This window comes from Chitinophaga sp. (assembly GCF_035761305.1).
In the GTDB taxonomy this organism is placed as follows: Bacteria; Bacteroidota; Bacteroidia; order Chitinophagales; family Chitinophagaceae; genus Chitinophaga.
Genome location: NZ_DASTRI010000040.1, coordinates 57,616 through 84,589, shown reverse-complemented (window position 1 = coordinate 84,589; position 26,974 = coordinate 57,616). Strand labels below are relative to the sequence as shown.

Below are 26,974 nucleotides of genomic sequence, written 5' to 3'. Positions count from 1 at the left end.
GCCCGCTGCTGCTGCCTGCAGTAAGTATTTCCAGGTCATGAATATATTTATTGCGCTGCTCCAGCTCCCAGGAGTTCTGCTGCAGCCTGCTGTTGCTCACAGCTTCCTGCAGGCGCAGTATCTCCTGTCCTTTCCGTACCTTTTGCCCGTCTGTTGCCAGCACACTGTCAATGGTGCCGGCTACCAGGTTACGCAGCTCATGCTTTTCCGCTACCGGGCGTACCAGCCCGGCGGCTCTTACAGCAACATCTACTTTAATAAAAGGCAGGGCTGCCACAGCCAGCATTACGGCTATCAGCACCGTGGTGTACAGCAGCTGGGTGCGCACTTTTACCTTGGGCAGCCAGGTATAGGTGGAATATTGCATCATCTCCATAGGGAACAGCCGGGACATAGTTTGTTTTTTATGGTTAAGATATACCGGAACAGTATGGCGCTGCAGGCTAGTTTATTTCTATTTTGCCCAGCAGCTCTGCGGGATTAATGTCCAGTATACGGGCTACATCACAAAGCCGGTCAATAGAGATGGATATTTTACCGGTTTCCAGCTTGCTGTATGCATTCTGGGATATATCCAGGTGTGCCGCCATATACTCCTGGGAATATTCTTTCCTTCTTCGTAAATGTTTGATCAGGATGGCCACCTGCCGGGTGCATCTTAATTTTCTGCCTTCCATATATAGTGTTGGTTAATAGGAATAAGGATAGCTGGTAATGCTACCGTATATTAAGCCTTTGCTTAAAAATACGTACGGGTAAACGATCCTGCCGGATTGCTTAAAGGCAAATTTCAGCAAGCTTACCTTGCAGGCAGCTATTACCAACACTCCCGGGAAGGAACAGAAAAGCGCCCCGTTCCATTTACGGGAGCGGGACGCTTTAAACCTTTTGGCTAAGGATGTTAGCGTGAATATTTATACCGGTTGTATCAGGTACGCTATACAGGGCGCTCAGTAGCTGCAGAACAGATGGCGCAAGGCCGGTTGCAAGACCTGTTAACAATCCGCCGCCTTTCTGACAATTCTTCCTGCTCTTCAGCACCCGCTTGAGCCGCATGGTTATGCCGCCCTAAACCAGGTAATCCACAAGGTTTTTGAGCGTTCCATTTGCATTATGGGTAATGCTTGGGAGGTTCAGTACTACTGCAGTTGCGGTGGCCAGTACATTGGTTAACAAACCGCCGCCCTGCACTTCAGTTAATTCATTGGCGGAAAGTTCTGTAAGATTTTCCAGGGAAAAGTTTTTCATAGTTCTTATTTATTTGGTTACTGTTATGCCTACTCTATCAAAGCTTTTCGGCATCCGCTTATGAAAATGAAAATTGCATAAAATAACCATTTGAAACAAAAACCATCAGTTTTAAATTATAGCATTTGGTTTTAAAGTGGGATAATTTATGTAGGAAATGTACATTATAATTTATGTGAGAATTTTCTAAACTTGCAGGCGCAATTTATTTTTACAACCTAATTATCCTATTTCATGGCGGGAACCATTTACTATGCCCACTACCCTATGCCGCTGCCTACCGCTACCTTTCAGTCGCTGGCGGAACAACTACCGGTTTACCTGCAAAAAAAGATTGCACAGTTCAGAAGGTGGGAAGATGCCCATGCCAGCCTGCTGGGCAAGCACCTGCTGCTTACTGCATTAAAGGCGTACGGCCATACCGCCAACCTGCACATGCTGCGCTATACCATTTACGGGCGCCCCTTCCTGGAAAACAATATGGATTTCAATATTTCCCACGCCGGCCGTATGGTGGCCTGTATTGTTAGCCCCCGGGGCCGTGTTGGGCTGGATGTAGAGGCCATACGCCCTATTGATATTAGTGACTTTAAAGGACAGTTCACTGATACGGAATGGGCTGCTATTCAAAACGCTCCTAACCCGCTGCACGCATTTTATGCCCACTGGACCTGCAAAGAGGCCATCCTTAAAGCAGATGGCAGCGGCCTGAACACGGCGCTGAACCACCTGGATGTAACCAATAAAAGCAGCGTTACCCTGGAAGGTAACCAATGGTATTTGCATGAAATAAAAGCCTTCCCCGATTATGCCTGCCATGTAGCCACCGATCAGAAAGGGTTACAGGTAAAAGTGGAGGAGGTCCGGTTTTAATGAATAATGAATAATGAAGAATTAATAATTGGGGAGGTGTTTGCTTTAAGCAATGCGTTATTGCCGGTTATTGCTCACTGGATTTCAAGAGATAATAATCGAAGATTAATATTGTTTGAGGTGTTTGCTTTAAGCAATGCGTTATTGCCGGTTATTGCTCACTAAATTTTAAAGAGATAATAATCAAAAACTAATAATATTGGAGGTGTTTGCGTCAGATAATGCCTTACTGCCCAGTTATTGCTCACTAAATTTTAAGATAACAATCAAGGTTAATAATATTGGAGGTAATACCCCACCGCCTTTATTTAAATAGCACTCCTCCTTTATTATTAATTCTTCATTCTTCATTATTAATTATTCATTTAACCAGCTTGTGCTCCAGGGCAAAACGGATCAATAGCGCGGTGTTCTTAACATCCAGCTTGGCCAGCAAGCTTTTGCGGTGGGTGTCAACAGTAGAAAGACTTATAAATAATTTTTCTGCTATCTCGGGGTTGGTATAGCCTTCGGCTATCAGCTGCAGCACTTCTTTTTCCCGGCGGGTAAGGGGTGGCAGCTGGGTAACAGCATTGCTGTTTTCCCTGCGGGCCGCATGCCCTGCTTCAAAGCACAGGTAGGTTTTGCCTTTGTTCACTTCATATATCGCTTCCAGCAGCACTTCCTTATCAGCATTTTTGATCACGTAACCGCTGGCGCCCTTTTCCATCATCTGTTTTACATAATGGCCTTCGTTAAAGGAGCTGAGGGCCAGCACCATCACTTCCGGAAACCGGGTTTTAATAATACCGCAAAGCTCTATGCCGGTCATATCCGGCAGGCCTATATCCATCAGTATTACATCGGCCTTTTGATCCGTGAAATAATCCAGGCATGCCTGGCCACTGGGAGCATAACCGGTGAGCGCAATATTTTTTTCAGTACCAAGCAGGGAACGGAGGCCTTCTGATACCAGGGGATGATCGTCTACAATGAAAACGCGTACCATAATTATTATGAGCTGTTTTCAAAGCTACAAAATTACCCCCCATTTTCACAACCTTTCAGGACAGCAGCATACAGCGGTCCCAGGCAGCCGCCTGCGGATTTAGTACGGCCATCAGGCCCAGCCCTATGCCGGCAATGCCTTCCAGCACATTATAGCTGTTTTCCTTACCGCTCATAGTATGGCTTTTGAAACCCGCAGCACCGTCCTTCCAGGTGCGGAAATCCAGTGTTTGCTGCAGCCAGTACGCCATGCCCTCCCGCATAACCTGCTCACCGCTACCGGCATATATACGGTTATAAATATGCACCAGTCCCATGCTGCCATGGCACAGGCCTGCATCGTTAATGCTCCCGTTGGCTGCATTGCGGTATTGCAGCACCTGTGTTAAAATCCGGCAGGCTTCCTGTTTGTACTGGTCATTTTGCAGGCGTACGCCAATATTCCATAAGGTAACGGCAATACCAGGATCGCCATAGCACCAGCCCAAACGGCTGTTGGCGCTGCCAATGGGTGTATTGTCGGCGGTAACCATACCAGGATAACAGGATATGCCCGGCGCGGCAGCTGTATTACGGGTGCTGAGCAGCCATTCCACCCCGCCTTCTATTAGCGCCCGGGTACGTTGCAGGCAAATACCGCGTTCATATAACAATGCCAGCACAGCCAGTATGGCCGGCATACCATGGGCAAGGCCCAGGTTAAAATGGTTCCCCGGCTGGTGCTTCCATACAAAACCATCTTTCCAGCTAATACCGGTTATCATGGGCATAGCTGCCTGCGCAAGGTGTGTAACCACCTTCTCAAGGTATGCGTTCACGTTAGCATCCGGCTCCCGTTCCAGGAAATAAAGCACCGCACCTAAACCTTCATGTAAAAAATCGTAATGTCGACCGCTTAGCTCTTCATCAATATATGCATGCAGCAGCTTATCGGTTTCTGCAAAAGCATCGGCGCCTTCCTCCTTTTCAATAAAGCCCTGCCGCATCAGGTGCTGCAGGCACCAGGCCATACCGGCAATACCATTACAATGCGAATGCTCCATTTCAGTAGTGGCCATAGCATGCAGCATTTGCATTACCAGCTGCTCCATTTTCCGCAGGTGCGCCTGCCGGCCGGTAAGCCGGTGATAATAAGCATAAAACAATGCATACCCGCTGTAGCCGCTTAAAAGGCCGGGCGTTGTTTCCTGTGCTGTAAAGCGGTCCAGCGCAAGGCTGATCTCCGCCAGTATTTTTTGTACCTGTTTCATAATTGTTCGATATGCTGCTGTATAAAAAAAGCGGATGTGCCTTCATGAACACATCCGCTATAAATGAGTTACCGTAATGCTTACAGGGTACGGCATTGAGCGTTAACGTCGCTTACGCAGCAGGCTTCGGCGCATACGCTTCTCTTGGTGTACTGAATAGGCAAACCGCCTTTTACCATTTGCTGGTCAGCTTTGCTCAGGTGTGCTACAGTAATTTTTCCCAGGGTTAATTTCTTTTGGGATTGTTTTTTCATACAATGCGCTGCTTTTATAATCTTAAAAAACAGTAAAAACTTTAAGTGTGTGATTAATGATGATGATGACGCAAAGGTATTGCCGGCAATACCTGCCGGCCTCCCCGGAAAGGGTGATTTTTAAAAAACAGGCGACGAAAAAAATCACCTTTTCCGGTGAGCATGTACAAAAGGCCGCCTGTTACCTTCGTGCCCGGTCTTATATATATCTATATGCGTTTCCCCATATACAAACAATTAGATACCATGGATTGCGGCCCCACCTGTTTGCGCATGATCGCAAAACATTACGGGCGGCATTATTCTTTAGACAGCCTGCGGCAGATGAGCCCCATGAGCCGCGAAGGCGTTTCCCTGCTGGGCATCAGCGAAGCAGCAGAAAAAATAGGCTTCCGTACACTGGCTGCAGCGGTAAGCTTTGAGCAGCTGGATAAAGAAGTTGCGTTGCCCTGCATCCTGCACTGGAACCAGGATCACTTTGTAGTGCTGCCCCCGCAGAACTATGACGGTAATAAAGCGAATAATAAATTACTGATCGCTGATCCCGGGCATGGATTGGTAAAAGTAGATAAGTCATTGTTCCTGGAAAGCTGGGCCGGCAAAGCCGGGGAGCAAGGCGTTGTATTAATGCTGGAGCCCACACCGTTGTTTTACCAGCATGAAGAAGATGTTACAGCCCGCAAAGGCTTTCATTTCTTATTCCAGTATTTAAAACCTTACCGTAAATACATAATGCAGCTGATACTGGGCATGCTGCTGGGCAGCCTGTTGTCGCTGGTGCTGCCCTTTCTTACGCAAAGCCTGGTAGACTATGGCGTGAATTACCGGAACATGGGCTTTATTCAGCTGGTGCTGGCATCGCAGCTGGTGCTGTTCATTGGCACCGCAGCAGTTGAAATGATACGCAGCTGGATATTGCTGCACATGAACAGCCGCATTAACATGTCTATTATCTCCGACTTTCTTACCAAGCTAATGCAGCTGCCCATCCGTTTTTTTGATGCAAAAATGATCGGTGATATTACGCAGCGTATAAGTGATCATGGCAGAATTGAACAGTTCCTAACCACGCAAACGCTGCACACCCTGTTCTCCTTTATAAGCTTGCTGGTATTTTCCGTGGTGCTGGGCATTTACAGCTTAAAGATACTGTTCATATTCCTGGCAGGCAGCGTGCTGTCTGTTGCATGGATCGTATTCTTCCTGCAAAAGCGCAAAGAGCTGGACTACAAACGCTTTCAGCAAATGAGCAATAACCAGAACAGCCTGTACGAGCTGATCACCGGTATGCAGGAAATAAAGCTGAACAACTGTGAAACGCCCAAGCGGTGGGAATGGGAGCGCATACAGGCGCGCCTGTTCCGGCTGAACATCAGCAACCTTACACTGGAGCAATACCAGCAAACCGGTAACCTGTTTTTCTCCCAGCTTAAGAACATCCTGATCTCTTACATTGCTGCGCGGGAGGTGGTAAGCGGAAACATGACCCTGGGCATGCTGCTGGGCGTAAGTTATATAACAGGACAGCTAAACAGCCCGCTGGAGCAGTTGCTAGCCTTTTTCCGCTCTGCGCAGGATGCACGTATCAGCCTGGAGCGGCTGGGAGAAATCCATAACCGCGACAACGAAGAACCTGCCGGCGCTGCTGCTATGCCCGCGCTGCAAACGCCCATGCTGCAACATGGCAACCTGGAGCTGCAAAATGTTTCATTCCAGTACAGCGGCGGCAGCAGTCCCTATGTGCTGAAAGATGTTAACCTTACTATTCCCGAAGGAAAGGTAACTGCAATTGTAGGCGGCAGCGGCAGTGGTAAAACCACCCTGCTGAAAATGCTGCTGCGCTTTTACGAGCCGGTGGCCGGCAATATACGGGCTGGCCATGCAGACCTGTACACGCTTTCGCCGAAATGGTGGCGGCAGCAGTGTGGCGTGGTAATGCAGGAAGGATTTATTTTTTCAGACACCATTGCCCGCAATATTGCGGTAGGCGATGAAAGAATTAATGAGCGCAAGCTGCTGCATGCCGCCAGGGTAGCCAACATTGAAAGTTTTATACAACAACTGCCCAACGGCTATGCCACCAAAGTAGGCAACATCGGCAATGGCCTCAGCACCGGGCAAAAACAACGCCTGCTTATTGCCCGCGCGGTGTACAAAAACCCGCAATACCTGTTCTTTGATGAAGCTACCAGCGCGCTGGACGCCAATAATGAAAAGATCATAATAGAAAACCTGCAGCAGTTTTTCCAGGGCAAAACCGTAGTGGTAATAGCACACCGCCTGAGCACTGTAAAACATGCCGACCAGATTGTAGTGCTGGAGCAGGGCCGCATTGTGGAAACAGGTAACCACCAAACCCTGACCCGTAAAAAAGGAAAATATTTTGAGCTGGTGAAAAACCAGCTGGAACTGGGAGATTAAAAACACTTATTTATTATGCCGCAATATCAACACCATCATGAGGAAGTACAGGATATTATGAGCAAAATGCCGCACTGGATAGTGCGCAGGGGCATTGCCCTTTTGTTTGCCGTTATTATGCTGCTGTTCGCGGGCGCCTGTTTTATACACTACCCGGATGTGATCACCACCCAGGTAAACATTACCTCTGCCAACCCGCCGGTAAAAATTGTGGCGCAAGGCAGCGGCAAGATCAGCGAAATATTTGTGCCGAATAACAGTACAGTGCAGGAACATACGCCGCTGTACCTGCTGGAAAATGCCGCCCGCTACTCCGACATACTTGTGCTGCAAAACCTGTTAAACCAGCTGGACACCTCCTTTACGCTGGCCCCTGCCCTGCGCCGGGTTAACTTTGCGCAGCCTTTGCAGCTGGGCGCCCTGCAGGCCGGCTATGCAGCGCTGTACCAGGCTGCCAATCAATACCTGTTTTTCATAGATAAACATTTTACAGCACAGAAGGTAGGACAGCTGCAATCGCAGCTGCAAACCCAGCACCAGCTGAATGAGGAGCTGCAACGGAAAGATATGCTGCTGCAGCAACAGCTGCAGCTGGAGCAGAAGCGCTTTAAGATAGACTCTATGCTGGCAAAGGAAAAGGTAATAGCCCCATTGGAATTTGATAACAGCAAACGCCAGCTGTTGGATAAGCAAATGACGGCAGACGCTACCCGGGCCAACCTGCTGCAAAACAAGCTGCAGCAAACAGAATACCTGAAAAACATTACAGATTTGCAGCAACAGTCGCTGCACCAGGAAAACGATCTGCAGCAGCAGGTGCGGGAGCAGGTAAAGCAGCTGCAGGGGCAGCTGGAAATGTGGGAACAGCAATACCTGGTAAAAAGCCCGGTGGCCGGTAAAGTGAGCTTCTTTAAGATATGGAAGGCGCACCAGTTTGTGAGCAGCGGCGAAGCAGTGCTGATGATAGTACCGCCGGTGCAGCGCTACGTGGCTAAAGCAACCTTGCCGGTGCAGGGCGCCGGCAAGGTTAAAAAAGGTCAGAAAGTACTGATAAAATTAGCCGCTTATCCCTTCCGGGAGTTTGGCATGATCAGGGGAAGCATCAGCAACGTATCTGCGGTAGCGTTAGATACAGCATATGCTATGGACATACAGCTGGCCAATGGCCTGTTAACAACGGCGCACCGGCAGATACCCTCCCAGCCGCAGCTGCCCGGCATAGCCGAAGTGCTTACGGATGATAAAAGCATAATGGAACGGCTGTTCTACTCTTTAAGGGCCAGCAGGTATTGAACGCTTTGAGGTACCTGCGTTTCCACGTTGCTGCTTTCATCTTCAATATAATAATGCATTATTGCAGATTTTTTGGCAGCTTTCAGGATAGCCGGGATATTCAGCTGGCCGGTGCCCACAGCTACATCGTTCTCGCCGGAAGTGCCGCCGGAAAGGTTGCCTTCTACGCCTTTCTTCAGGTCTTTCACATGCATGGCCTTAAAGCGGTTGCCGTATTTTTTAAGCAGGGCTACCGGGTCCTGGCCGGGGAAAAACACCCACAGAATATCCATTTCCAGGCTTACATAACGCGGGTTGGTATGCTGCACAATGTAATCGAACAGGGTACCGTTCTCATACGGTTGAAACTCAAAGCCATGGTTATGGTAAATAAGGGTAAGGCCGTACTGGTCTTTCAGTATTTTGCCTACGCGGTTAAACTCGGAAACAGCCTGTTTGGCCTCATCCGGCGTTAAACCGGTTTTACTGTGCGGAAAGCCGGCCACCCGTACGTATTGGGCGCCCAGGATTTTGGCGTTCTTTGCCACTTCGTCTGTTTTGCCGGTAAGGTCTTCATAACCCACACCAAAGGAAGAGCACTTAATCCCTCTTTCATCTATCATTTTACGTATATCCTGCGCCGTTTGTCCGAACAGGCTGGAAAATTCGATATCCGTAAAGCCGTTCTTCTTCACAATGTCCAGCGTGCCGGGCATATCTTTGGCAAAGGATTTACGGTAGGTGTAAGACACTACCCCCGGATGTTTTTTCAGCAGGGGCTGGCCTTTTTGCGCGTTAGCGGTAAAGGAGCCGGTTAGTACGGTAAACAGCAGGCAGCTGCAAAGCGCTAGTTTCCTTAAAATCATAAGTGGCAATTTATCTGGTTATAGCGCTAATATAATAGTTCCGGCTCAAAGATGGTAGCTGAAAAAGGCTGCCTGCCAGGCAAACAGCCCTCCTGTTCCCATTGTTCTGCCAAAGACCAGGTAATATCTCAGTAAGCAGCAGTAAAGCGCTGGCGGATGTGCTGCGGTTTTTCCAGCTCGTCTGCAATTACAACTGCCAGGTCTTCTACCGAAAGGCGGCTGCGGTTTTCAGTATCAAACACCGGGTTATCCAGGGCAGTACGGTAGGTGCCTTTACGGCCATGCGGCGCAGCTGCGCTCATTTCTATAGCCGGGCTAATGAAGGTCCATTCCAGGTCTTTTTCCTGTTTAATAACATCCAGGTAATCACGGGCTGCAGTGGCGCCGGGCAGGTACTCCTTTGGAAATTCAGGCGTATCTACCAGCTGCCTGCCGGGCGCTATCTCCAGGCTACCGGCTCCGCCTACAGTAATGAACCGCTTTACGCCGGACTTTTTCACACCGTTCTGAATGGCTTTGGAACCGTTCATGAAATCGGCATACAGGTTGGGATTATGCCAGCCTGCATTAAAGGTGCTGATCACAGCATCCAGCCCGGTAACCAATCCGGCAATTTCCGCCTCATTATATGCATCACCCTTTTTAACCACCAGGTTAGGATGTTCCAGGGTTACTTTCGCGGGGTCCCTTACAATAGCGGTTACCTGGTGCCCGCGTTCCAGCAGTTCCGGTAAAAGATGCGATCCAACAAAGCCGGTTGCGCCTATAAGTGCTACTTTCATCTTAATGTGCATTTAGAATTAACTGTAATCAAAAATATTACAGTACAAAAGTAGGATTATTTAGATAAACACCAAATTTCCTGCCGGTACGGTGTATTATTAACTTCCGCGCCAGGCCACCGGGGCAAAAACCACGGATGCGAAAAAAATACCGGATTTGGCCGCAGGTGGGCCTATTGCGACGGCTTAGGGGCCTGTAGCTTACCAGTTTTTTCTGACATTCTTAAACAGCGAGTAAGCGGGTAACCTTTATGTAAGTATTTCACTATCAGTATTAATAGCAAGCCTCCTTACTTCCGGCAACTACGATGCCCGTTAAATGCCCTATTTTTGAAAGCACAAATACTTTATTAATAAATATTTATTTAAGTAAATTCATTAACCATTGTTAATCAGAATAAAACGCGTTATTCATATAGACGAGGCTGTTGGCATCCTGAAAAAAGTTGCTTTTAGCTAAGTCCTAAAATCATTTTATCTCGTATATAGGGACATAACACTTCGAGGTTAAGGCTACAAGACTCGTTTTGTTATCATATTTTAATGACATTATCAAGCTTCCCCGGTTTTTCAAGGCCGGGGAATTGTTTTGTAAGCACAGTGAGCACAAGGCCTTTTGTAATTATAAATTCAGTAAATTGAGGAGGGATAATACAATTTTAACAACGCCCCGACCTTTAATATCGTATAACGATCGTAAGCCTGTCGGACAGCGCGGGCTCCAATTGCCGTTTAACAAAATAACTATCGAAAGACAAGTAAGGGATTGCCTATGCCACTACAATAAGTCTGCAACAAAAAAGCTCTCTGAACGTCGCCTGCAAACAAACTGTTATGAAGACGCACCAAATCTGGCGCTCCATCCGTAGAACCGGCATTCATGGTATTGCCGATGAAGAGCTCGTGCAACGGATCATGATGGTGAACACCCTCAGTCTGTCACTTTGCTGCCTTATTTTCCTGGTAGGGAGCGTTTATTATATGTTATCAGCAAAGCTGTCTATTCTTATACCGGCTGCTGTTGAATGTGTGCTTGCTGCATCGGCCATTGTATTTAACCGCTACCGGTATTATCATATCGCTGCCCTGGTTACTTTTTTTGTGCAGTGCCTGGCCTCCCTGTATTTCGGGCTGTTGCTGGGCAACGTAATTGAGCTGCAGGCCATGGTGATCTTTTTATTCCTCATCACTTTCCTGCTGTTTAAAAATTCCGTCACACGGCTGGTTTGCCTTATATCGGCGGTAGTAATACTGGTGGTTATTGAAGGCAATTACTACTTTAATTTTGTGAAACAGGTGCCCCTGGATAGCCAGCTCACTGTAATATTTAAGGCGCTTTCAATAGCCGGTGTGCTGCTGGTGATCACCGTGGTGGGCAGGCCTTATGTGCTTAGCAAAGACTATCTGCATAAGATCAATCATTCCAAAAAAATATTCATTTACCAGGTTACCCATGAGCTGCGTACCCAGCTGAACGCAGTGTATTATGTAGCGCAGCTTATAAAACGGGAGATCCGGCTGGACCCGCACCTGAAAAAAATTGATCCTTACATTGACCTGCTGTTTACCGTAGTGGGCAACACGCGCAACATTATCAACAATGTGCTGGATATGTCAAAGATCGAAGCAGGCAAAATGGAAGATGTGCAGGAAGAGGCTTTTGAAGTAAATGCCTTTTTTGAAAGACTGATAGCAGTGCATAAGGTAACTGCCAAAGCACGGAACATACAAATACAGCTGCATACAGATGCCAGGCTGCCGCCGGTTATAATATGCGACAGCTTTAAACTGAGCCAGGCTGTTGCCAACCTGCTGAGCAACGCTGTTAAATATGCCGACCGTAACAGCACGGTGCACCTGAAGCTGGCCGGCACCAATGCACAAAGCTGGAACATACAGGTGATAAACAAAGGTGTTGGTATTGAAAAAGGTAAGCTGAACAGCATTTTTGAGCTGTTTGTAACCAATAAGCCTAACCGTTATACGGAGAGCACCGGCCTTGGATTATTCATAACCAGGAACATGGTACAGGCGCTGCAGGGCAATATACAGGTGGAAAGCCAGCTCCAGGGTACTACCACCTTTACCATAGATCTGCCCCTGAAACCCGGTAAAATAGCCAGTGTGCATGAAGGCCCGGAGGAAGATACTGACCTGAGCCAGGTGTATATTATGGTGGCCGATGACAACGAAATGAACAACATCCTTTTCTCCAAATACCTGAGCATGTGCGGCTGTGAAGTAACCAGCGTAAGCAACGGCGCCGAAGTATTGCAGCAGCTGCAACCGGAACGCCGCCTGCCGGACCTCATACTGCTGGACCACCAGATGCCCGAACTGGACGGCGCCGCCACCCTGCATCACCTGAAAAAAGATGCGCGGCTGAAAAATATACCCGTGATCATTTGTACGGGCAGCTTTGAGTTCCAGGATGTATTAATTGCTGCAGGCGCCAGCGATATTGTTATTAAGCCTATTGACCAGCCATCCCTGTTCCAGGTAATCCGCCGGCACCTGCCGCATTTAACAACCGCAAATGCCGGCTCTTACCGCGAATAGGTTAATGCGGCGCGGGTTTCCCGGAATATGGAATGCTCAGACTTATAACGCTGTGTATGCACCTGCCATATCCATGATGCCTGTACACAGCGCTCCAGCCCCTGCAGGTGCGATTGCATAATAACCGCCTGTTCCGGCGCTTCCTTTGCCGCCTGCTGCACAGCCGTGCGTACATAATCCATTAATGACAGGAATGCGATAAGCTGGTTACGCACAATATCCGCTGCCCTACGGATGCCCTGCTCCAGCGTAAGCCCGGGTTGGTTGCACAGGATCACCATTACGAGGTTGGAGTCGGCATTATTGCGGATCACCTCTTTTTCAAAAGAGAACAGGTCGTTCATTAACCCGCCGATAGCAGCCGTAATGAAATGCAGCCTTTCCAGCTGTTCGCCGATGCCGTTAGCAGCCAGCCATTCCCAGTCCAGGAACCGGCCTTCACTGTACTCAATGAACTTTACCACGTGATGCATACCCGAAAGATGACAGCGGCTGTCTATATACTCATCTACTCTGGCCAGCCTGCCTGCGGCGTTCATGTTACAATCTTTATGCGCTACATAGATGTGGTAGGCATACAAGCGTAAAAATCCGCTGAACCAGCTCATAGGCGCCGTACCCCGTATATACTCCAGCACCGTTGCATTGGCCTGCTCAACGGGCGTGGCATTGTCTTCATCAATATACAGGTCTTCCCGCAGCTGGTACATGCGCTTTTTCATTTGCGTGGCCGCTTCCTGCGCTGCAGGTGAAAGGTGCGCAAAAATATCGCGCCCCATGGTATCATTCAGATAGTAATCAATGGCCAGGTTTTGTACGATGGCCCGCATACGCTCTATACCTGCATTGGGGTACAGGAAAGTGGCGCAGCTGATGTAATGCGCCGCGCTGTCAAGCCAGATGCCGTACTGCCGGCCAAATTCCTGCGCCTCTTTCAGCAGGGATTGGATGTGTGGATGTGGTTTAAATGTTTTGCAATAGTTGTTCAGATTAAACCCCTCAAAGTTGAACAGCTCCTGCAGTGAAAACAAGGGAACATCTTTTGACAATTGGTTGTAAGACAGCTGCACACCTGACAGCACAGCTGCGCTGATCTGCTGAAGATTGTTTGTGGACATGACTAATTGATTTATGGTTATTATAAATGGTTATTTCTAATGGTTACTGTAAATATGACTGGGGCGTATAGAGCATCAAACCACCAATAAGTTACGCAATTTTTACGGCGGGGGTTGCCGCATTTTTCCTGTTCCCCAAACTGTAGCGGGCATGCCTTTTGTGTTCCCTTACAGGTAAAATAATCTTGTTATGAAATTAACAGCGGCCGTTATCATATTAGGCGTTCTGCCCCTTGCCCTGGCAGCTCAAAAGCAGCATGATACGCTGCCTCCGCCATTTGCAACCAAGTCTGTAAAGAACTTTAGCAACGTGGTTGGCTGGAAAGAGGGAGAAAAGCCGGTGGCGCCGGATGGCTTTACGGTAAGCCTGTATGCAGACGGCCTACAGAACCCTCGCTGGACGTATGTTACACCTAACGGCGATGTGCTGGTAGCAGAAGCCAATACTATTAAAAACACCCTCATGCAGGCAGGCGCCATAGTGCTGGGCGCATCCAAGGCAGAAAATATGAAAAAAAGCGCCAACCGTATTTCCATACTCCGCGATACTACGGGCGACGGGCACCCGGATATTAAGGAGGTGTTCCTGGAAGGCCTGAACCAGCCTTTTGGAATGCTTATTATGAATAATTACCTGTATGTTGCCAATACCGATGCATTAATACGCTATCCATACACACCGGGACAAATGAAAATGGAAGCAGCAGGAGAAAAGCTGCTGGACCTGCCGGCTGAAAAACGGAACCAGCACTGGACGCGCAATATTATTACCAATGCCGACAGCTCTAAAATTTACATTGCGGTTGGCTCCGCAGATAACCTGGGCGATAATGGCAAGGAAGTAAATCCCCGCCGCGCCTGCATACTGGAAGTAGATCCCGACGGCTCCAACGAGCGTGTATATGCCTCCGGCCTGCGCAATCCCGTGGGCATGGACTGGGCGCCTGGCACCCAAACACTGTGGGCAGCTGTAAATGAGCGCGACGAGCTGGGAGATAACCTGGTGCCGGACTACCTCACCAGTATTAAAGAAGGCGGCTTTTACGGATGGCCTTACTCTTACTTCGGGCAGCATGAAGATCCGCGTATTGAAACGCCCCGCCCGGAACTTGTAAAAAAGGCAATTGTGCCGGATGTATCGCTGGGCTCACACACCGCTTCTTTAGGGCTGGCATTTTATACTAAAAAGGCATTTCCGGCCAAATACCGGGGCGGCGCTTTTGTGGCGCAGCATGGCTCCTGGAACCGCGCTGAGCTGGCAGGCTATAAAGTAGTATTTGTTCCTTTCAAGAACGGCAGGCCAGCCGGCCCGCCGGAGGACTTCCTGACCGGCTTTACGATAGATGCGCACGAAAAAGTGCATGGCCGGCCGGTAGGTGTTACCATATTACCCGATGGCTCTATGCTGGTAACAGATGATGTGAATGACAAAATATGGCAGGTAAGCGCCAATAAATGATTTATTGCGCTGACAGCACCGCTATTTCCGCAGCAATATTTTCACGGGCCTGTTTTTCATAACGGGTCCTGAAAATTTCTGTACCATAGATATGCGGCATTTGCCTGAACTGCTGCAGCACTTTGCTTCTGCCCAGGTTATACACACGGTCGGTATAGATGTAATATTCTTCGCGTATCTGCTGCGCATATTGCCGGTACTCATCTGCCGGGCTGCCTAAAATAGCCATATCAAAATCGAGGAACAGGGCCAGGTCGTTATCCTGTATATCCCCGCTGCTATGTGACTGTGTGGCGCGGATGTAGCTCATTATCTTCTGTATCTGCAGCTCGGGCACGCGGGTTTGGTGCAGGAAACGGGCCGCTGCCAGCGCGCTTTCTTCCTCATTATTATTTTTCTGTACGTCATATACCAGGTCGTGGTAAAAAATGGCAAAGCTGATGGTGTCATGGTCATGAATGGCATCGTCATATTGCTGGCGCAATTGCAACATGGAACGGATATGCTGCAGGTTATGATAATGCCTGTCAATGGTGGTATAATGGGTTACCAGGTGGTCAAACTCCTGCAACAGCAAAGCTTCATCTGTACTATACTGTAAGGTAAGGGCAAGCCACTGTTGTTTTAAATCGGAGATTAGCTGCATAATGGTTTTAGTTTATCAGGCTTTAAATTTAATGTTTTTGGTAAAAGCTGACCGTTAACGGATAGCAGAAAGTGCATTAAATCTTTATTTAACGGAACCATCTCTCATGCATGCTTAACGCTCCAAAAGAATGCCAGACCATGCAGGCGTTGTAAGATCATGGCCGGAATTTACATTAAAGAGCGCTCATTCATCGTACCAGCGGCCATCCTTCCTTATCCCAGTCCAGCTCCCTTACCTGCAGCTTTGCCCTGCCTTTATCAGCCGCATCATAGCCATGAAAGATAATATAATCCTTACCGTCCCAGGTGTACGCGGCGTTGTGCCCTACACCATACCATTGTGCATTGCCCTGCAGCACAAGGGTACCGCCGCCCTGCAGCATGGGGATATTGTTCCTGTCAACATAAGGACCAGTGAGCTTTTTGCTGCGGCCAACCATGATCTTATACGTACTGGCCGGGCCGCGGCAGCAATAATCAAAGGAAACAAACAGGTAATAGTAACCGCCCTTTTTAAAGATAAACGGCGCTTCAATGGCTGCATCGCCAGCCAGGGTGTCGGGGATGTTGGCGGTACGCGTACGGGCAGCAACACTATACCATTGTTCCGGTTTAGCCATAGCTGTTAGACTGTCTGCCAGCTTTACCAGCTTAATGCCATTCCAGAAAGAGCCAAATGCGAGCCAGGGAACGTTATTTTCATCGAACACCAGGTTGGGATCAATGGCGTTCCACATATCGCGGCCGGGTACAGACTGTACCACTTTCCCATGATCCGTCCATTTGAAACCAGGAGCGGTATGATCCAGGGTTTTATTGGTGGCTACGCCAATACAGGAAGTATTTTTGCCAAATGCAGACACTGCATAGTATAAATAATATAACCCGTTATGATAGCTAATATCCGGCGCCCATATATGTCCACGGAAACCAGGTATTGTGGCGGCGGCCCATGCAGGCGCAGCGCTGAAAACAGGCGGTTCCTTTTCCCAGTGCCGCCTGTCGGGCGATGACCATACTGTAATACCATTCCCGGTGCAGAACATGTAATACCGGTTGCCCTGCCGTATCATTACCGGGTCATGTGCAGGAATGGAGGTTTGCGCCAGTGCAGGCAAAGCTACCAGTATAAACAGTGTGCGTAGCGTTCCCGCACAAAGGCGATGCCTTTTTCTTTCATATTCCCTTACTACCAGGGTTATATGTGCAATATATTGCCGCATATAATAAAGTTAAAGGCCTTTTTTGCAATTTTATGTTTTATTACACCTGTTTAAAAAGTACAGTAATGGCTTACATTATGGTAGATGTGGAAAGTGACGGCCATCAGGTTTTAACCCCTCACCCCAAACGCATACACCGTTGTGCTTTCATATACTGCATCCGGCTCAAGTATAGTATTCGGAAATGCAGCATGGTTAGGACTATCCGGGAAGGCCTGCGTTTCCAACGCCACAGCGCCGTGCTGTACATATGCCTTACCCTGCTGGCCGGTAATGCTGCCGTCCCAGTAATTGGCGGTGTACACCTGCATGCCCGGGCGGTCGGTGAATACCTGCAGATAACGGCCGGTTAACGGGTCTTCTAAAATAGCCGCTGGTGCTGAAAAACCGTCTTGTTTCAGCACGTAATTATGATCAAAGCCTTTGTCCTGTGGAAACTGGTGGATATTGTCACCAATGCGGGTAGCAACAGTAAAGTCGGCACAGGTGCCCGCCAGCGGCAAAATGCGGCCGGTTGGCGCATTGTGCTCATTTTTTTCCGTGTAATGGCCGGCGTTTACCTGTAGTATGTGGTCCGTAATCAGCGGTGGTTCAAAACCGCCCAGGTTAAAGTAGCTGTGATTGGTAAAGTTAACGGGCGTTCGTTTATCCGTTACCGCTGTATAACTGATAGCCAGCTGGTTTTGCTGGTTCAGCGTATATTTTACCTGCGCCTTCAGGTTGCCGGGATAGCCTTCTTCCCCATCCCTGCTGGTATATGCCAGTACTACACCAACACGATCATCTTCACGTAGCAGTGCTTCCAGTGTCCACACCCGGGTGTGGAACCCTTCAAAACCGCCATGCAGGTGATTATTGTTGTTGTTTACCGATAACTGTACCGGCTTACCATCCAGCATAAAACGGCCGCCGGCAATGCGGTTGGCGTAACGGCCAACAACGCAGCCAAAATACCAGGGGTTATTGGCATAGTCCTGCGGATGTGCAAAGCCGGCCACAATGTTTTTCATCATACCATTGCGGCCGGGTGTATAAATGGCCATTATAGCGCATCCCAGGTTAGTGATGTGTATTGTAATATGGTCGTTCTGAAGTGTAATTAAATGCAAAGGCCCGCCATGTAGCGCGCCAACTTGTTTGCTGTTTAATTCCAGTGCTGTTGTTGATTGCCGCGTCGTCAATTTTCCTGTTTTAATGGCTAGTCATTTACCGGCACCAACTTTACGAGCACTGCATCCTTTACCGGCACCGTCAGTAAAATAGATGTTTGCCCACGTGTTATTTGTCCTAATGACCGACCAGTTAACAAATCCTTTATGGTATAGGCCCGGCTGCTATCCAGACCTATTGTTCCTGTATTAAACGTTTCCTTAAATACTTTTTGTGTATCAAAATTAAAAGCAGCCAGCATGGTAGTATCTCCCTGCAGGTAAAAGCTAAGCTGCTGATCCATGGTTTCTCCGTCGGACATGCGCTGCGGGGTAAATACTTTTGGCTGGCTAAAGAAAGCACAAATTTCCGGGTTATTCAAGTACCGCTGCGCTCTTTCTGCCGCCACCTTATCACGGAAGTCGGACCCATCACCCAAAATGCTGCCCATTACCATCATGGCATACAGCCTTACTTTGATTTCCTGTTCTGTAAGGTCTGGATTTTTCTGGAAATGCTTCATAATGGCTACGTCCAGGTTGGTATAAGGCCATAAGGTACCTTGTACCCACCACATATGGGAGCCGCTGGCCAGCGACGCTCCGGTGCTGCCCCATGCAGGAAAGCCCAGCTGGTCGTCGCGCAGATGAGAGTACACGTCTGTTGACACAAACCGCGTATGCGCGTACTGGTGGGGGAACATGGGCGATATAGCCATGGTAATAAAAATATCCGGTCCCATAATAGAATCCACCAACCCTTTCAGCATTTTCATGCCGTAGTTGTATGCTTGCATACCGGTTCGCACGCGTGAGTCATACCGGGTGGTGGATTCCAGTGAACCTGCGGTTAAAAAATCTATCTTGATAAAAGATGCATGAATGGCTTTGGCTTTTTGCAGCTGCCCGATAATATATTCCCTTACTGCAGGATGAGTAGGATCAATGGCAAATGCGCCCCAGTCACCGTCTTTATAAGCAATAGGCCGATGATTTTTATCTTTCAGCACAACATCGCGCAGCAGTACATTGGTGCCATGCAGCTTTGTCTGGTCCATATTGTTTTTCCAGGTCCACACCGCAAAGGGGATGAAATAAAAGCCCAGCTGCTGGTGCCTTTTTGCAGCATATTTCCCTAAAGACGCCAGCAGGTCCGTAGTGTAGATGCTTTGATCATAAGAGTCGATGCTTAATACCGGCTGCGCATATTTGTTGAAATTATTAAGCGTGGCAATGAAGTCGGATATTTTGGCTACGCCCGGCGGCATCATCACCTTTTCATATCCCAGCACGCCTTCCACGCCAAAGCTGTTCCAGTAAAAGGGCGCATAACCCTGCCATTGCAGATGGCCGGCCTGCAGTACATTCACTTTGCCATAACCAACGAAATCTTTACGGGTATCATTACCTGCCGCCAGGTAAATCACCGGCGAATAAACTGCTGTACCTTGTATAGTGCCATGCGGCGCGTGATCATGCGTGCCATCCAGCCCGCCATAGGAAGCAGGCAGCGCCTTGTTGTCTTCCGTGGCAGCACCGCCGTAAATATTCAGCGTGTCCAGCACTCCTTTTGCGGCGCCGGTGCGGTAGGTGATACCTGTTTTCCAAACGTCGTGTGTAATACTGCCGGCTACCAGGCCGGAGAAAGTATTGTTGTCGTACAGGGATGCAAACTCATAGCTGGTGCCGCGTACCGGCATGCCGGTATCTGCCGGCCAGGGCCGGGCCAGCACTTTTACCCAGTTATCATTATCAAAGGGCACATCCAATATGCGGGGTGCTGTACCTGGAATGTAGGCGCGGCCTTGTTGTGCAGCGTCTACAAATAGCGGCGATATATTACGGGTTTCCGGTAAAACGCTGGTGGTTTTACCGGAAACTGCCGCTGCACTGATCAACAAAAATGGTTGGTTTTCGTAAAGGATGATATGTTGTACCAGGCTCAATGGCTGCTTATCACCGGCATGGGTAATGCGCAGGCTGATGCCTTTGCCCAGCGTTCCCTGTAAGGTATCTGCAGCGGTAGTATGGCTGCTGAAATCTGCGGTGCCCAGCATGCCGGCATGTACATCTTCTACATAAGCAGTGGTATGCTGCAGCTGCACGCCGTTTTGAAAATAGTAGCTCACCTTGCCGGAGGCATGATCAACTACTATACGTACCTGGCTGTTAGACAATACCAGGCTATCCGCGCTGTCCTGCACCTGTTGGGCCGCTGCCTGCCCTGCCAGTAACAAGCTAATGAGTGGTAATAACGTTCTTTTATACATGGTTCATCTTTTCACACTTCAGTATTAGTAGCCCGGGTTCTGGTCCGATGGCTGTAACGACTGGTTATTCTCAAACTCCCTGGTGGGGATGGGATATAGCAAATGCTTTTCCTGGATGTTGGGTGCGGCATCTATGTTATGCGCCTTTACTTCTGTAAGCAGGGTGCCGGTACGTTTCAGGTCAAACCAGCGCCAACCTTCAAAGCCCAGCTCGCGCATACGTTCCATCATTATTTCCTTTGCCATCTGATCTTTGTTAAGTGTAGTACCGTGCACGGTTTCATAGTTATCCAGGCCGGCCCGGTTGCGGATCTTATCCAGGTTTTGCATAGCTATACCGGTGTTACCCAGCTCATTCTGCGCTTCTGCATACATCAGTATTACATCTGCCAAACGCAGGTAATACAGGTTGCGTGATGAAAGACTGCCGCTAACAGACGCGCCTTTGGTAATATCGAACTTTTTGATGTGCGGCTTACCCACATCCGACCACCAGGAATAATCTACCGGGTTGCCGTCTTTATCATAGAACAGGGTGCGAAAGGTGGCATCCTTGCGTTTATCGCCTTCTTCAAAGCTGTTGAAATAATAATCGGTGGGGATGATCACATGGCCGCCTGCGCCGGGCAGCTCCGGTGAGTTGATCTGCCAGCAGCCCAGGTTAGCGGCCAGGTTGCTGGTGTTGTTCAGCTCATTGGAGAACTGTATCTCAAACAGCGACTCTATATTGTTTTCATTTGCTTCTACAAACAGGTCGGCGTAATTGGGCATCAGGCTTACGTTGGATGCGCTTAACAGCGGCTCCAGCGTGTTCTTGGCATTGGTCCAGTCTTTACGGGTAAGATACACTTTGCCCAGCAAGGCCGTGGCGGCTTCTTTGGTGGCGCGGCCTGCATTGCCGTCCGCGCCTTTAGATGCCAGGTTAGCCGCGGCAAACTGCAGATCATCCAGGATAAGCTTATACACTTCATCTTCGCTGCTGCGTGGCAACCCGCCTTTAGCGTCGGCCGCCAGGTTCTCAACTTCAGTAGGCATGGGCACGCCGCCATACACCTGCACCAGGTAAAAGTAGAACAGTGCGCGCAGGAAACGGGCTTCGCCCAATGCCTGGTTCTTCACCGCATCGCCCACCGGCGCTTTGGGTATGCTGCGGATGGCTACATTAGCGTTGCCGATACCTCTATAACAATCTATCCAAAAACCCTGCACCACATCGTTTTGTGCGGTCATCAGCGTAGAGTAAGTATTTACGGCGCAGAAGTTCTGCCAGTAAGTACCCCAGGTGGGTACGAACAAAGTGGTTTTACCTTCGTCGGTACCTACCATGCCTACAATTACATAATCGGAACGTTTCAGCTCCAGCAGCTGGCGGTAAATGCCTACAACGCCTGATTTCACCCCGGCTTCGTCTTTATAAAGCTCTTCCGGCGATATAAACACTTCGGGTTTTATATCCAGCTGTTTGGAACAGCCGGCCAACAGCATGCCCGTTATGATAAAGATCAGTGAGATCCTGCCTACATTGGAATATTTATGTGTAAATAACATGAGATCGTAGTTTTAAGATTATAAGCCCAGGTTTACGCCAAACAAAAAGGTGCGGTACCGCGGGTAAATGTCCACTGCCTGGCTGGGATCAGTGTTACCATTGATCTCCGGATCAATACCATGGTAGCTGGTGAACAGGAATGGCTCCATTACCTGTACGTATGCACGCAGCGATCGTACCTTGATCCTGCTGAGCAGGTTGGGAGAAAAATCATATGCCAGCGTAATGTCCCGTATGCGGATGAAATCGCCTTTTTCTGTTGCATAGCTGGAGGAGCCCTGCGGCAACATGCGCAGCGAGCTGCCAAAGGCATTGGGCCGTGGAATATCCGTATTCGTATTGGCAGGCGTCCAGTAGTTCAAACCGGCTTTTACAATTACGTTGCGGCCCGCGCCCATATACAGGTAGTCTGTATACGCTTTGTTGTATATATCATGCCCGTACATGTAGGTGGCAAATACTGTCATGGATATACGTTTGTAGCGGAAATAGTTCCAGAAACCACCCCATCCTTTCGGAGTAGTGCGGCCTACTATGGCGCGGTCGTACTGGTTAATAACGCCATCGTTATTAATATCTTTCACTCTTATGTCGCCGGGATGGCCGGAGGGATTGAGCTTAAAGTCGTCGCCCTCCTGGTACAAACCGTCATACACATAATCCACTATCAGGCTGTTGGGCGCCTCACCCACCTTCAGTGTGGGGCTTAAAGAGTCGCGGCCCGGCAGCAGTGACGTGATCTTTGATTTGTACTTCGACCAGTTAAGGTTCACCTGCCAGTCGAAGTTGGGCGTTTTAACCGGGTACAGCTTCAGGCCAATGTCTACGCCGCGCGTGTTCATGGCTGCCACGTTGATCATCTTGTTGCTGTAGCCCTGCGAAGGCGCCAGGTCCTGGTTCAGCAGCAGGTTGTGAATATCCTTGTTATAGAAGTCAAACGTTAGCTGAATGCGGGAGCTGTACAGGGCCAGGTCAAAACCGGCGTTGAACTGCCGCTGGCTTTCCCATTTCAGCGCGCTGTTGCCCGCATTGCCGCCTAACTGGTAACCGGTGGACTGGGAGCTGCCGTTAAAGGGATAAGCCGCAGCATCCATACGGGTATAGATACGGTCGTAGCTAATATCCTGGTTACCTATAACGCCGTAGCTTACACGTATTTTAGCATCGTTCACTTTCGATTTCATCTTAAACCCAATGAACGGCTCATCTATCAAACGCCAGGCGCCGCTTACAGAGGGGAAGAAACCATGGCGGTTTTCCGCACCAAAGTTGGAAGAGCCATCATACCGGGCCGTTACATTGAAGATGTAGCGATCCTTGAACTTATAAATTACACGGCCTAGTACGGAATTGATAACACGGTTCCAGTAATCGCTGGAAATATTATCCCGCCTGGCGGCCAGGCTCATATTTTTATACGTTAGTTCATCTGTAGGGAAACCGGAAGCCTGTTCAAAATTGTATTCCTGCCTTCTTTTTTGCGTAGTATAACCTGCCAGTATGTTCAGCGCGTGATTCTCCGAAGGCTTGTAGTCATAGGTAAGGGTGTTTTCCCAAACCCAGTCGCGGTAGCCGAAGTTCTGTACTTTGGCTACGCCCAGCTGCGCATACCCGTCGTACGTATTACGCGGGTAGTATTCAAAGCGCTGGTTTTTGTACACATCCAAACCCAGGCTGGAACGGAAGTTCAGCCCACTGAGCACTTTATATTCCAGGAACAGGTTGCCGATGAAACGGTCGTCTACACTGTGGTTAATGGCATCTTTAGCCAGCGCCACGGGATTGTCGGCGCCTATTTTACCAGTGTTGGGATCTACTTCTACCAGCGGTTTGCCGGTGGAGTCATAAATAGGACGCAGCGGGCTCATGGTAACGGCATTATAATAAGCAGCCTTGCTTACGCCGTCTGTTTCTATATGGGAGAAGTTGGTATTCAGCCCCATGGTAAGCTTATCGGTTACCGCAGACTCCATGTTCCCTTTCACAGAATAGCGTTTCATGTTAGAGCCGATGATAATGCCGCCCTGGTCCAGGTAGTTACCACTCAGGTATATTTTGTTACGGCCAATACCGTTTGATATGCTGAGCGTATGGCTTTGCATAGGCGCTACCTGTGTAATGGCATCTTCCCAGTTGTAGGATTTGCCGGCGGCCAGGCTTTGCAGCTCACGTGGGCTAAACACGGCGGAATCTGTTTTAGGATCGTTCAGCGGCCAGGCAACAGGATCTTCATCACTCAGCGCAATCCTGCGCAGGTTGGCGTAGTCTTTTGCATCAATAAAATCATAGCTGCGGGAAATCTTTTGTATACCGTAATAACCATTGTAGTCGATGCTGGAGCGGCCGGCCTTTGCCTTTTTGGTAGTAATAATCACTACGCCGGCAGCGGCGCGTGCGCCATAAATAGCAGCGGCAGATGCATCTTTCAGCACATCTATCGATTCAATATCATATGGGTTGATCTCGCGGATGTCGCCGGTCATGATCACGCCATCTACCACATAGGTGGGGCCATCGCCTGATTGAATAGAGTTGATACCCCTGATCTTTATATTAGTACCGGCGCCCGGCTCAAAGCCGCCGCTGGTTACCTGTACCCCTGGCACCCTTGATTGCAGCGCGCTGTTGATATTGGTAACCGGCATCTCTGCCAGCTCTTTACCGGAAATGCTGGCTACAGCGCTGGTAAGGTCTTTTTTCTGTTGCTGACCGTAACCAATTACCACTACTTCGTTAAGGCCGGAAATATCTGCTTCCATAGCCACGGTAATAGCCGTATCGCCGGGTGAAACGGTTACTGTCCGGTTTTTATATCCTACATAACTGAACAGCAGATTGGTTCTGCCGTTAACAGTGATAGTGAAGCTCCCCGCTGCATCTGCTTTCTGCGATGCTTTTTTGTTCGCCATATTAGTGACAGTAACAAACGGAAGGGGATTTTTAGTGGCGGCATCCAGCACCCGCCCATGCAGCTGGCTGGTTTGCGCCTGTACCGTGACCTGCATTCCAAGGCACACGTATAGCAGTAAAAGGTAAAAGGATGTAAAATTTTTCATAACCAGAATTTTTAGTGCACCGGGCGGTTGGGGCCCGGCATAGATTGTCCCACGGTGGATTTGAGCCAAAATTCGGGATTGAGAATAAGACTAAGAATAGTGATTTTTGCGATCATGATGGATTTTTATACGGTTTTTCGGAACTTCCCAACTTATTATATTTGCGCATGAAAGAGAAAGTGGCGAGAAAACGCGAAGGGTTTGAAGGGCAGCGGCTTATTGTTTTGCCTAAAAAAATAAGCACTGATTTTTTAACAAAAGATCCCATTACCCGGCAAATCTACATCACTGATATTGGCTATTATCCAAAGGCGAAAGGGCACTATATGAAGCGCTCTACCGGCATTGGACAGCACATTATTATTTATTGCGTGGAGGGCAGCGGCTGGATGGAAATTAACCGCAAACGGGTAGATATTTCTCCTTCTCAATTCATTACCATACCAGCCAATACCCCGCACACCTATTCGGCCAATGAAGACGATCCATGGACTATTTACTGGATTCATTTCAAAGGTGAGCTGGCCGCCTATATTGTAGATCTTATACTGCAGCATGCCAAAAACTACAAGCCGTATTTGCCGTATAGCGATAACCGTATTAAGCTGTTTGAAGAGATTTACAGCAACCTGGAACGGGGTTATACCGCAGATAACCTGCGGTATGTAAATATGATATTCTATCATTTCCTTTCTTCGCTGCTGTACGAAGACAAGTTCAATTTTGTGAAGCAGCATGATGAAAAAGACGTAATTGCCGCTACGCTTGACCTGATGCAGGAGAAAATACACACCCGTATTACGCTGAACGAGTTTGCGGAATTTGCGAATTTATCCGTGTCTTATTTCTCTACTATTTTCAGGGAGCGTACCGGTTATGCGCCGGTGGAATATTTTAACCACCTTAAAGTACAGAAAGCCTGCCAGTACCTGCTGCTACCGGATATTACAATCAAAGAAACAGCAGAGAGTTTGGGTATGGATGATCCTTATTATTTTTCGAGAATGTTCTCGAAGCTGATGGGGGTATCGCCGAAGGAGTACAGGAGGAGGAACAGGCCGGAGGGGATGTAACGTATTCTTCCAGGGTGATATTATTCGGCGTCACTTCCCTTCCATTATCCTTTCACTCCCATTCAACACCCTTCTATACCCCAGCTCCGCGCCGCCGCTTACCTGTAAAATACACCCTGTAATAAACCGTGCTTTCTCCGACAGCAAAAATACGGCTGCATCTGCAATCACATCACCTTCGGGGCAGTAGCCCAGCGGATGAATATGTTTCAGGTATTCTTCCATGGCTGCTTCGCTGGCCTGCTCGCTGTTCCACTTGCGCAGCATGGGCGTCCATACAGCAGCAGGAGCAACGGCGTTTACCCGTATATGATAGGGAGCATAGTCCAACGCCATGGATTTGGTAAGACTGTTCACCGCGCCTTTAGTGGCGGTGTAGGCTGCATGGTTCTCCTGCCCTATTTCGCCCACCAGGCTGCTGGTGTTAAGAATGCAGCCACGGGAAGCAATCAGCGCATCCAGTCCGTATTTGGTAGTATGATAAATACCCTTCAAATTCACCCGGAACAGCTGCTCCCATTCTTCATCTGTAGTTGAATGTAAAGGCTTGGAAGGCGCGGCAATACCGGCATTATTATGAATAGCATCTATTTTGCCGTAACGCTGCAGTGTTTGGAGCACAGCGGCTTTTACTTCAGCGGGTTTAGCTACGTCGCATAATATAGCGGCGTGCTCACTACCCAACTCTTTAATGGTTGCTTCAAGCGATACCGGCTCATTGGCCACCACTATTACTTTAGCGCCTGCCGCTGCATACTTGCGGGCACACTCGTATCCAATGCCCATAGAACCACCCGTTAAAAAAATCACTTTATCTGCTAAGAACATAATATTAGTTTTAAGAGAGCAGAAAGCCGAAAGCATAAAGCTAAAAGCTTAATGCAGCGGATACCTGCTGTTTACTTTATTTCTATTACC

22 protein-coding genes are annotated in these 26,974 nt (G+C 48.7%); 6 read left to right on the top strand and 16 right to left on the bottom strand.

Features of this window, described 5'->3' with window-relative positions; all coding sequences use genetic code 11:
* The 3 genes from VFS25_RS04345 to VFS25_RS04335 all read right to left on the bottom strand — a co-directional run.
* Window positions 1-394, bottom strand: a 394-nt coding sequence (locus tag VFS25_RS04345) for a hypothetical protein (protein ID WP_326460894.1), incomplete at its 3' end; no start/stop codon positions are given.
* Between the two features lie 49 nt (window positions 395-443).
* Entirely contained in the window at window positions 444-677 is a 234-nt protein-coding gene (locus tag VFS25_RS04340) for a helix-turn-helix transcriptional regulator (protein ID WP_326460893.1), read from the bottom strand.
* A gap of 391 nt (window positions 678-1,068) precedes the next feature.
* Window positions 1,069-1,248 (bottom strand): hypothetical protein, encoded by a 180-nt coding sequence (locus tag VFS25_RS04335; RefSeq protein ID WP_326460892.1) that lies wholly within the window; start codon window positions 1,246-1,248, stop codon window positions 1,069-1,071.
* Window positions 1,249-1,482: 234 nt separating this feature from the next.
* On the opposite strand from VFS25_RS04335, the gene VFS25_RS04330 reads away from it, so the two are divergent.
* On the top strand, window positions 1,483-2,121 hold the full coding sequence (locus tag VFS25_RS04330; RefSeq protein ID WP_326460891.1) for a 4'-phosphopantetheinyl transferase family protein: 639 nt from the start codon (window positions 1,483-1,485) through the stop codon (window positions 2,119-2,121).
* Between the two features lie 361 nt (window positions 2,122-2,482).
* Here VFS25_RS04330 and VFS25_RS04325 read toward each other — a convergent pair whose 3' ends face one another.
* The 3 genes from VFS25_RS04325 to VFS25_RS04315 form a co-directional block, all read right to left on the bottom strand.
* Window positions 2,483-3,109 (bottom strand): response regulator transcription factor, encoded by a 627-nt coding sequence (locus VFS25_RS04325; protein ID WP_326460890.1) that lies wholly within the window; start codon window positions 3,107-3,109, stop codon window positions 2,483-2,485.
* A gap of 55 nt (window positions 3,110-3,164) precedes the next feature.
* Window positions 3,165-4,358, bottom strand: coding sequence for a lanthionine synthetase C family protein (locus VFS25_RS04320; protein WP_326460889.1), 1,194 nt, complete (start codon window positions 4,356-4,358; stop codon window positions 3,165-3,167).
* Window positions 4,359-4,438: 80 nt separating this feature from the next.
* Window positions 4,439-4,612, bottom strand: a complete 174-nt coding sequence (locus tag VFS25_RS04315; protein ID WP_326460888.1) for a class I lanthipeptide — start codon at window positions 4,610-4,612, stop codon at window positions 4,439-4,441.
* 213 nt (window positions 4,613-4,825) lie between these two features.
* Between VFS25_RS04315 and VFS25_RS04310 the strand changes: the two genes are divergently transcribed.
* Both VFS25_RS04310 and VFS25_RS04305 read left to right on the top strand, forming a co-directional pair.
* Window positions 4,826-7,033, top strand: a complete 2,208-nt coding sequence (locus VFS25_RS04310) for a peptidase domain-containing ABC transporter (RefSeq protein ID WP_326460887.1) — start codon at window positions 4,826-4,828, stop codon at window positions 7,031-7,033.
* Between the two features lie 15 nt (window positions 7,034-7,048).
* The gene (locus VFS25_RS04305; protein WP_326460886.1) at window positions 7,049-8,326 is read left to right on the top strand and encodes an HlyD family secretion protein; all 1,278 of its coding nucleotides are present in this window, start codon (window positions 7,049-7,051) and stop codon (window positions 8,324-8,326) included.
* Here VFS25_RS04305 and VFS25_RS04300 read toward each other — a convergent pair.
* Together VFS25_RS04300 and VFS25_RS04295 are read right to left on the bottom strand one after the other, a co-directional pair.
* Entirely contained in the window at window positions 8,299-9,171 is an 873-nt protein-coding gene (locus VFS25_RS04300) for a sugar phosphate isomerase/epimerase (RefSeq protein WP_326460885.1), read from the bottom strand. The two genes, VFS25_RS04305 and VFS25_RS04300, sit on opposite strands and share 28 nt — an antisense overlap.
* A 128-nt stretch (window positions 9,172-9,299) precedes the next feature.
* Entirely contained in the window at window positions 9,300-9,953 is a 654-nt protein-coding gene (locus tag VFS25_RS04295; RefSeq protein ID WP_326460884.1) for an NAD(P)-dependent oxidoreductase, read from the bottom strand.
* Window positions 9,954-10,787: 834 nt separating this feature from the next.
* Here VFS25_RS04295 and VFS25_RS04290 point away from each other — a divergent pair.
* Entirely contained in the window at window positions 10,788-12,512 is a 1,725-nt protein-coding gene (locus tag VFS25_RS04290; RefSeq protein ID WP_326460883.1) for a hybrid sensor histidine kinase/response regulator, read from the top strand.
* Here VFS25_RS04290 and VFS25_RS04285 read toward each other — a convergent pair.
* Window positions 12,500-13,630: a terpene synthase family protein gene (locus tag VFS25_RS04285; protein WP_326460882.1), complete on the bottom strand. Its 1,131-nt coding sequence runs from the start codon at window positions 13,628-13,630 to the stop codon at window positions 12,500-12,502. The genes VFS25_RS04290 and VFS25_RS04285 overlap by 13 nt on opposite strands.
* A gap of 190 nt (window positions 13,631-13,820) precedes the next feature.
* Here VFS25_RS04285 and VFS25_RS04280 point away from each other — a divergent pair, with 190 nt between their 5' ends.
* Window positions 13,821-15,089, top strand: a complete 1,269-nt coding sequence (locus VFS25_RS04280) for a sorbosone dehydrogenase family protein (protein WP_326460881.1) — start codon at window positions 13,821-13,823, stop codon at window positions 15,087-15,089.
* 1 nt (window position 15,090) lies between these two features.
* On the opposite strand, the gene VFS25_RS04275 is transcribed toward VFS25_RS04280, so the two are convergent.
* From VFS25_RS04275 to VFS25_RS04250, 6 genes are all read right to left on the bottom strand, one after another.
* Entirely contained in the window at window positions 15,091-15,735 is a 645-nt protein-coding gene (locus VFS25_RS04275) for a hypothetical protein (RefSeq protein ID WP_326460880.1), read from the bottom strand.
* 190 nt (window positions 15,736-15,925) lie between these two features.
* Window positions 15,926-16,960 (bottom strand): arabinan endo-1,5-alpha-L-arabinosidase, encoded by a 1,035-nt coding sequence (locus VFS25_RS04270; protein WP_326460879.1) that lies wholly within the window; start codon window positions 16,958-16,960, stop codon window positions 15,926-15,928.
* Window positions 16,961-17,070: 110 nt separating this feature from the next.
* The gene (locus VFS25_RS04265) at window positions 17,071-18,141 is read right to left on the bottom strand and encodes an aldose epimerase family protein (protein WP_414647699.1); all 1,071 of its coding nucleotides are present in this window, start codon (window positions 18,139-18,141) and stop codon (window positions 17,071-17,073) included.
* 17 nt (window positions 18,142-18,158) lie between these two features.
* A complete protein-coding gene (locus VFS25_RS04260; protein WP_326460878.1) occupies window positions 18,159-20,378 on the bottom strand; it encodes a hypothetical protein in 2,220 nt (739 codons plus the stop codon).
* Between the two features lie 24 nt (window positions 20,379-20,402).
* The gene (locus VFS25_RS04255) at window positions 20,403-21,926 is read right to left on the bottom strand and encodes a RagB/SusD family nutrient uptake outer membrane protein (protein WP_326460877.1); all 1,524 of its coding nucleotides are present in this window, start codon (window positions 21,924-21,926) and stop codon (window positions 20,403-20,405) included.
* 18 nt (window positions 21,927-21,944) lie between these two features.
* Window positions 21,945-24,983, bottom strand: coding sequence for a SusC/RagA family TonB-linked outer membrane protein (locus tag VFS25_RS04250; protein WP_326460876.1), 3,039 nt, complete (start codon window positions 24,981-24,983; stop codon window positions 21,945-21,947).
* A 167-nt stretch (window positions 24,984-25,150) separates the two neighbouring features.
* Here VFS25_RS04250 and VFS25_RS04245 point away from each other — a divergent pair, with 167 nt between their 5' ends.
* On the top strand, window positions 25,151-26,056 hold the full coding sequence (locus VFS25_RS04245; protein ID WP_326460875.1) for an AraC family transcriptional regulator: 906 nt from the start codon (window positions 25,151-25,153) through the stop codon (window positions 26,054-26,056).
* A gap of 30 nt (window positions 26,057-26,086) precedes the next feature.
* On the opposite strand, the gene VFS25_RS04240 is transcribed toward VFS25_RS04245, so the two are convergent.
* Window positions 26,087-26,884 (bottom strand): SDR family oxidoreductase, encoded by a 798-nt coding sequence (locus tag VFS25_RS04240; protein ID WP_326460874.1) that lies wholly within the window; start codon window positions 26,882-26,884, stop codon window positions 26,087-26,089.
* Between the last annotated feature and the right edge of the window lie 90 nt (window positions 26,885-26,974).

Coding starts and splice junctions, on each gene's coding strand:
- VFS25_RS04340 (WP_326460893.1), bottom strand. CDS start 677: ATGGAAGGCAGAAAATTAAGATGCACCCGGCAGGTGGCCATCCTGATC.
- VFS25_RS04335 (WP_326460892.1), bottom strand. CDS start 1,248: ATGAAAAACTTTTCCCTGGAAAATCTTACAGAACTTTCCGCCAATGAA.
- VFS25_RS04330 (WP_326460891.1), top strand. CDS start 1,483: ATGGCGGGAACCATTTACTATGCCCACTACCCTATGCCGCTGCCTACC.
- VFS25_RS04325 (WP_326460890.1), bottom strand. CDS start 3,109: ATGGTACGCGTTTTCATTGTAGACGATCATCCCCTGGTATCAGAAGGC.
- VFS25_RS04320 (WP_326460889.1), bottom strand. CDS start 4,358: ATGAAACAGGTACAAAAAATACTGGCGGAGATCAGCCTTGCGCTGGAC.
- VFS25_RS04315 (WP_326460888.1), bottom strand. CDS start 4,612: ATGAAAAAACAATCCCAAAAGAAATTAACCCTGGGAAAAATTACTGTA.
- VFS25_RS04310 (WP_326460887.1), top strand. CDS start 4,826: ATGCGTTTCCCCATATACAAACAATTAGATACCATGGATTGCGGCCCC.
- VFS25_RS04305 (WP_326460886.1), top strand. CDS start 7,049: ATGCCGCAATATCAACACCATCATGAGGAAGTACAGGATATTATGAGC.
- VFS25_RS04300 (WP_326460885.1), bottom strand. CDS start 9,171: ATGATTTTAAGGAAACTAGCGCTTTGCAGCTGCCTGCTGTTTACCGTA.
- VFS25_RS04295 (WP_326460884.1), bottom strand. CDS start 9,953: ATGAAAGTAGCACTTATAGGCGCAACCGGCTTTGTTGGATCGCATCTT.
- VFS25_RS04290 (WP_326460883.1), top strand. CDS start 10,788: ATGAAGACGCACCAAATCTGGCGCTCCATCCGTAGAACCGGCATTCAT.
- VFS25_RS04285 (WP_326460882.1), bottom strand. CDS start 13,630: ATGTCCACAAACAATCTTCAGCAGATCAGCGCAGCTGTGCTGTCAGGT.
- VFS25_RS04280 (WP_326460881.1), top strand. CDS start 13,821: ATGAAATTAACAGCGGCCGTTATCATATTAGGCGTTCTGCCCCTTGCC.
- VFS25_RS04275 (WP_326460880.1), bottom strand. CDS start 15,735: ATGCAGCTAATCTCCGATTTAAAACAACAGTGGCTTGCCCTTACCTTA.
- VFS25_RS04270 (WP_326460879.1), bottom strand. CDS start 16,960: ATGCGGCAATATATTGCACATATAACCCTGGTAGTAAGGGAATATGAA.
- VFS25_RS04260 (WP_326460878.1), bottom strand. CDS start 20,378: ATGTATAAAAGAACGTTATTACCACTCATTAGCTTGTTACTGGCAGGG.
- VFS25_RS04255 (WP_326460877.1), bottom strand. CDS start 21,926: ATGTTATTTACACATAAATATTCCAATGTAGGCAGGATCTCACTGATC.
- VFS25_RS04250 (WP_326460876.1), bottom strand. CDS start 24,983: ATGAAAAATTTTACATCCTTTTACCTTTTACTGCTATACGTGTGCCTT.
- VFS25_RS04245 (WP_326460875.1), top strand. CDS start 25,151: ATGAAAGAGAAAGTGGCGAGAAAACGCGAAGGGTTTGAAGGGCAGCGG.
- VFS25_RS04240 (WP_326460874.1), bottom strand. CDS start 26,884: ATGTTCTTAGCAGATAAAGTGATTTTTTTAACGGGTGGTTCTATGGGC.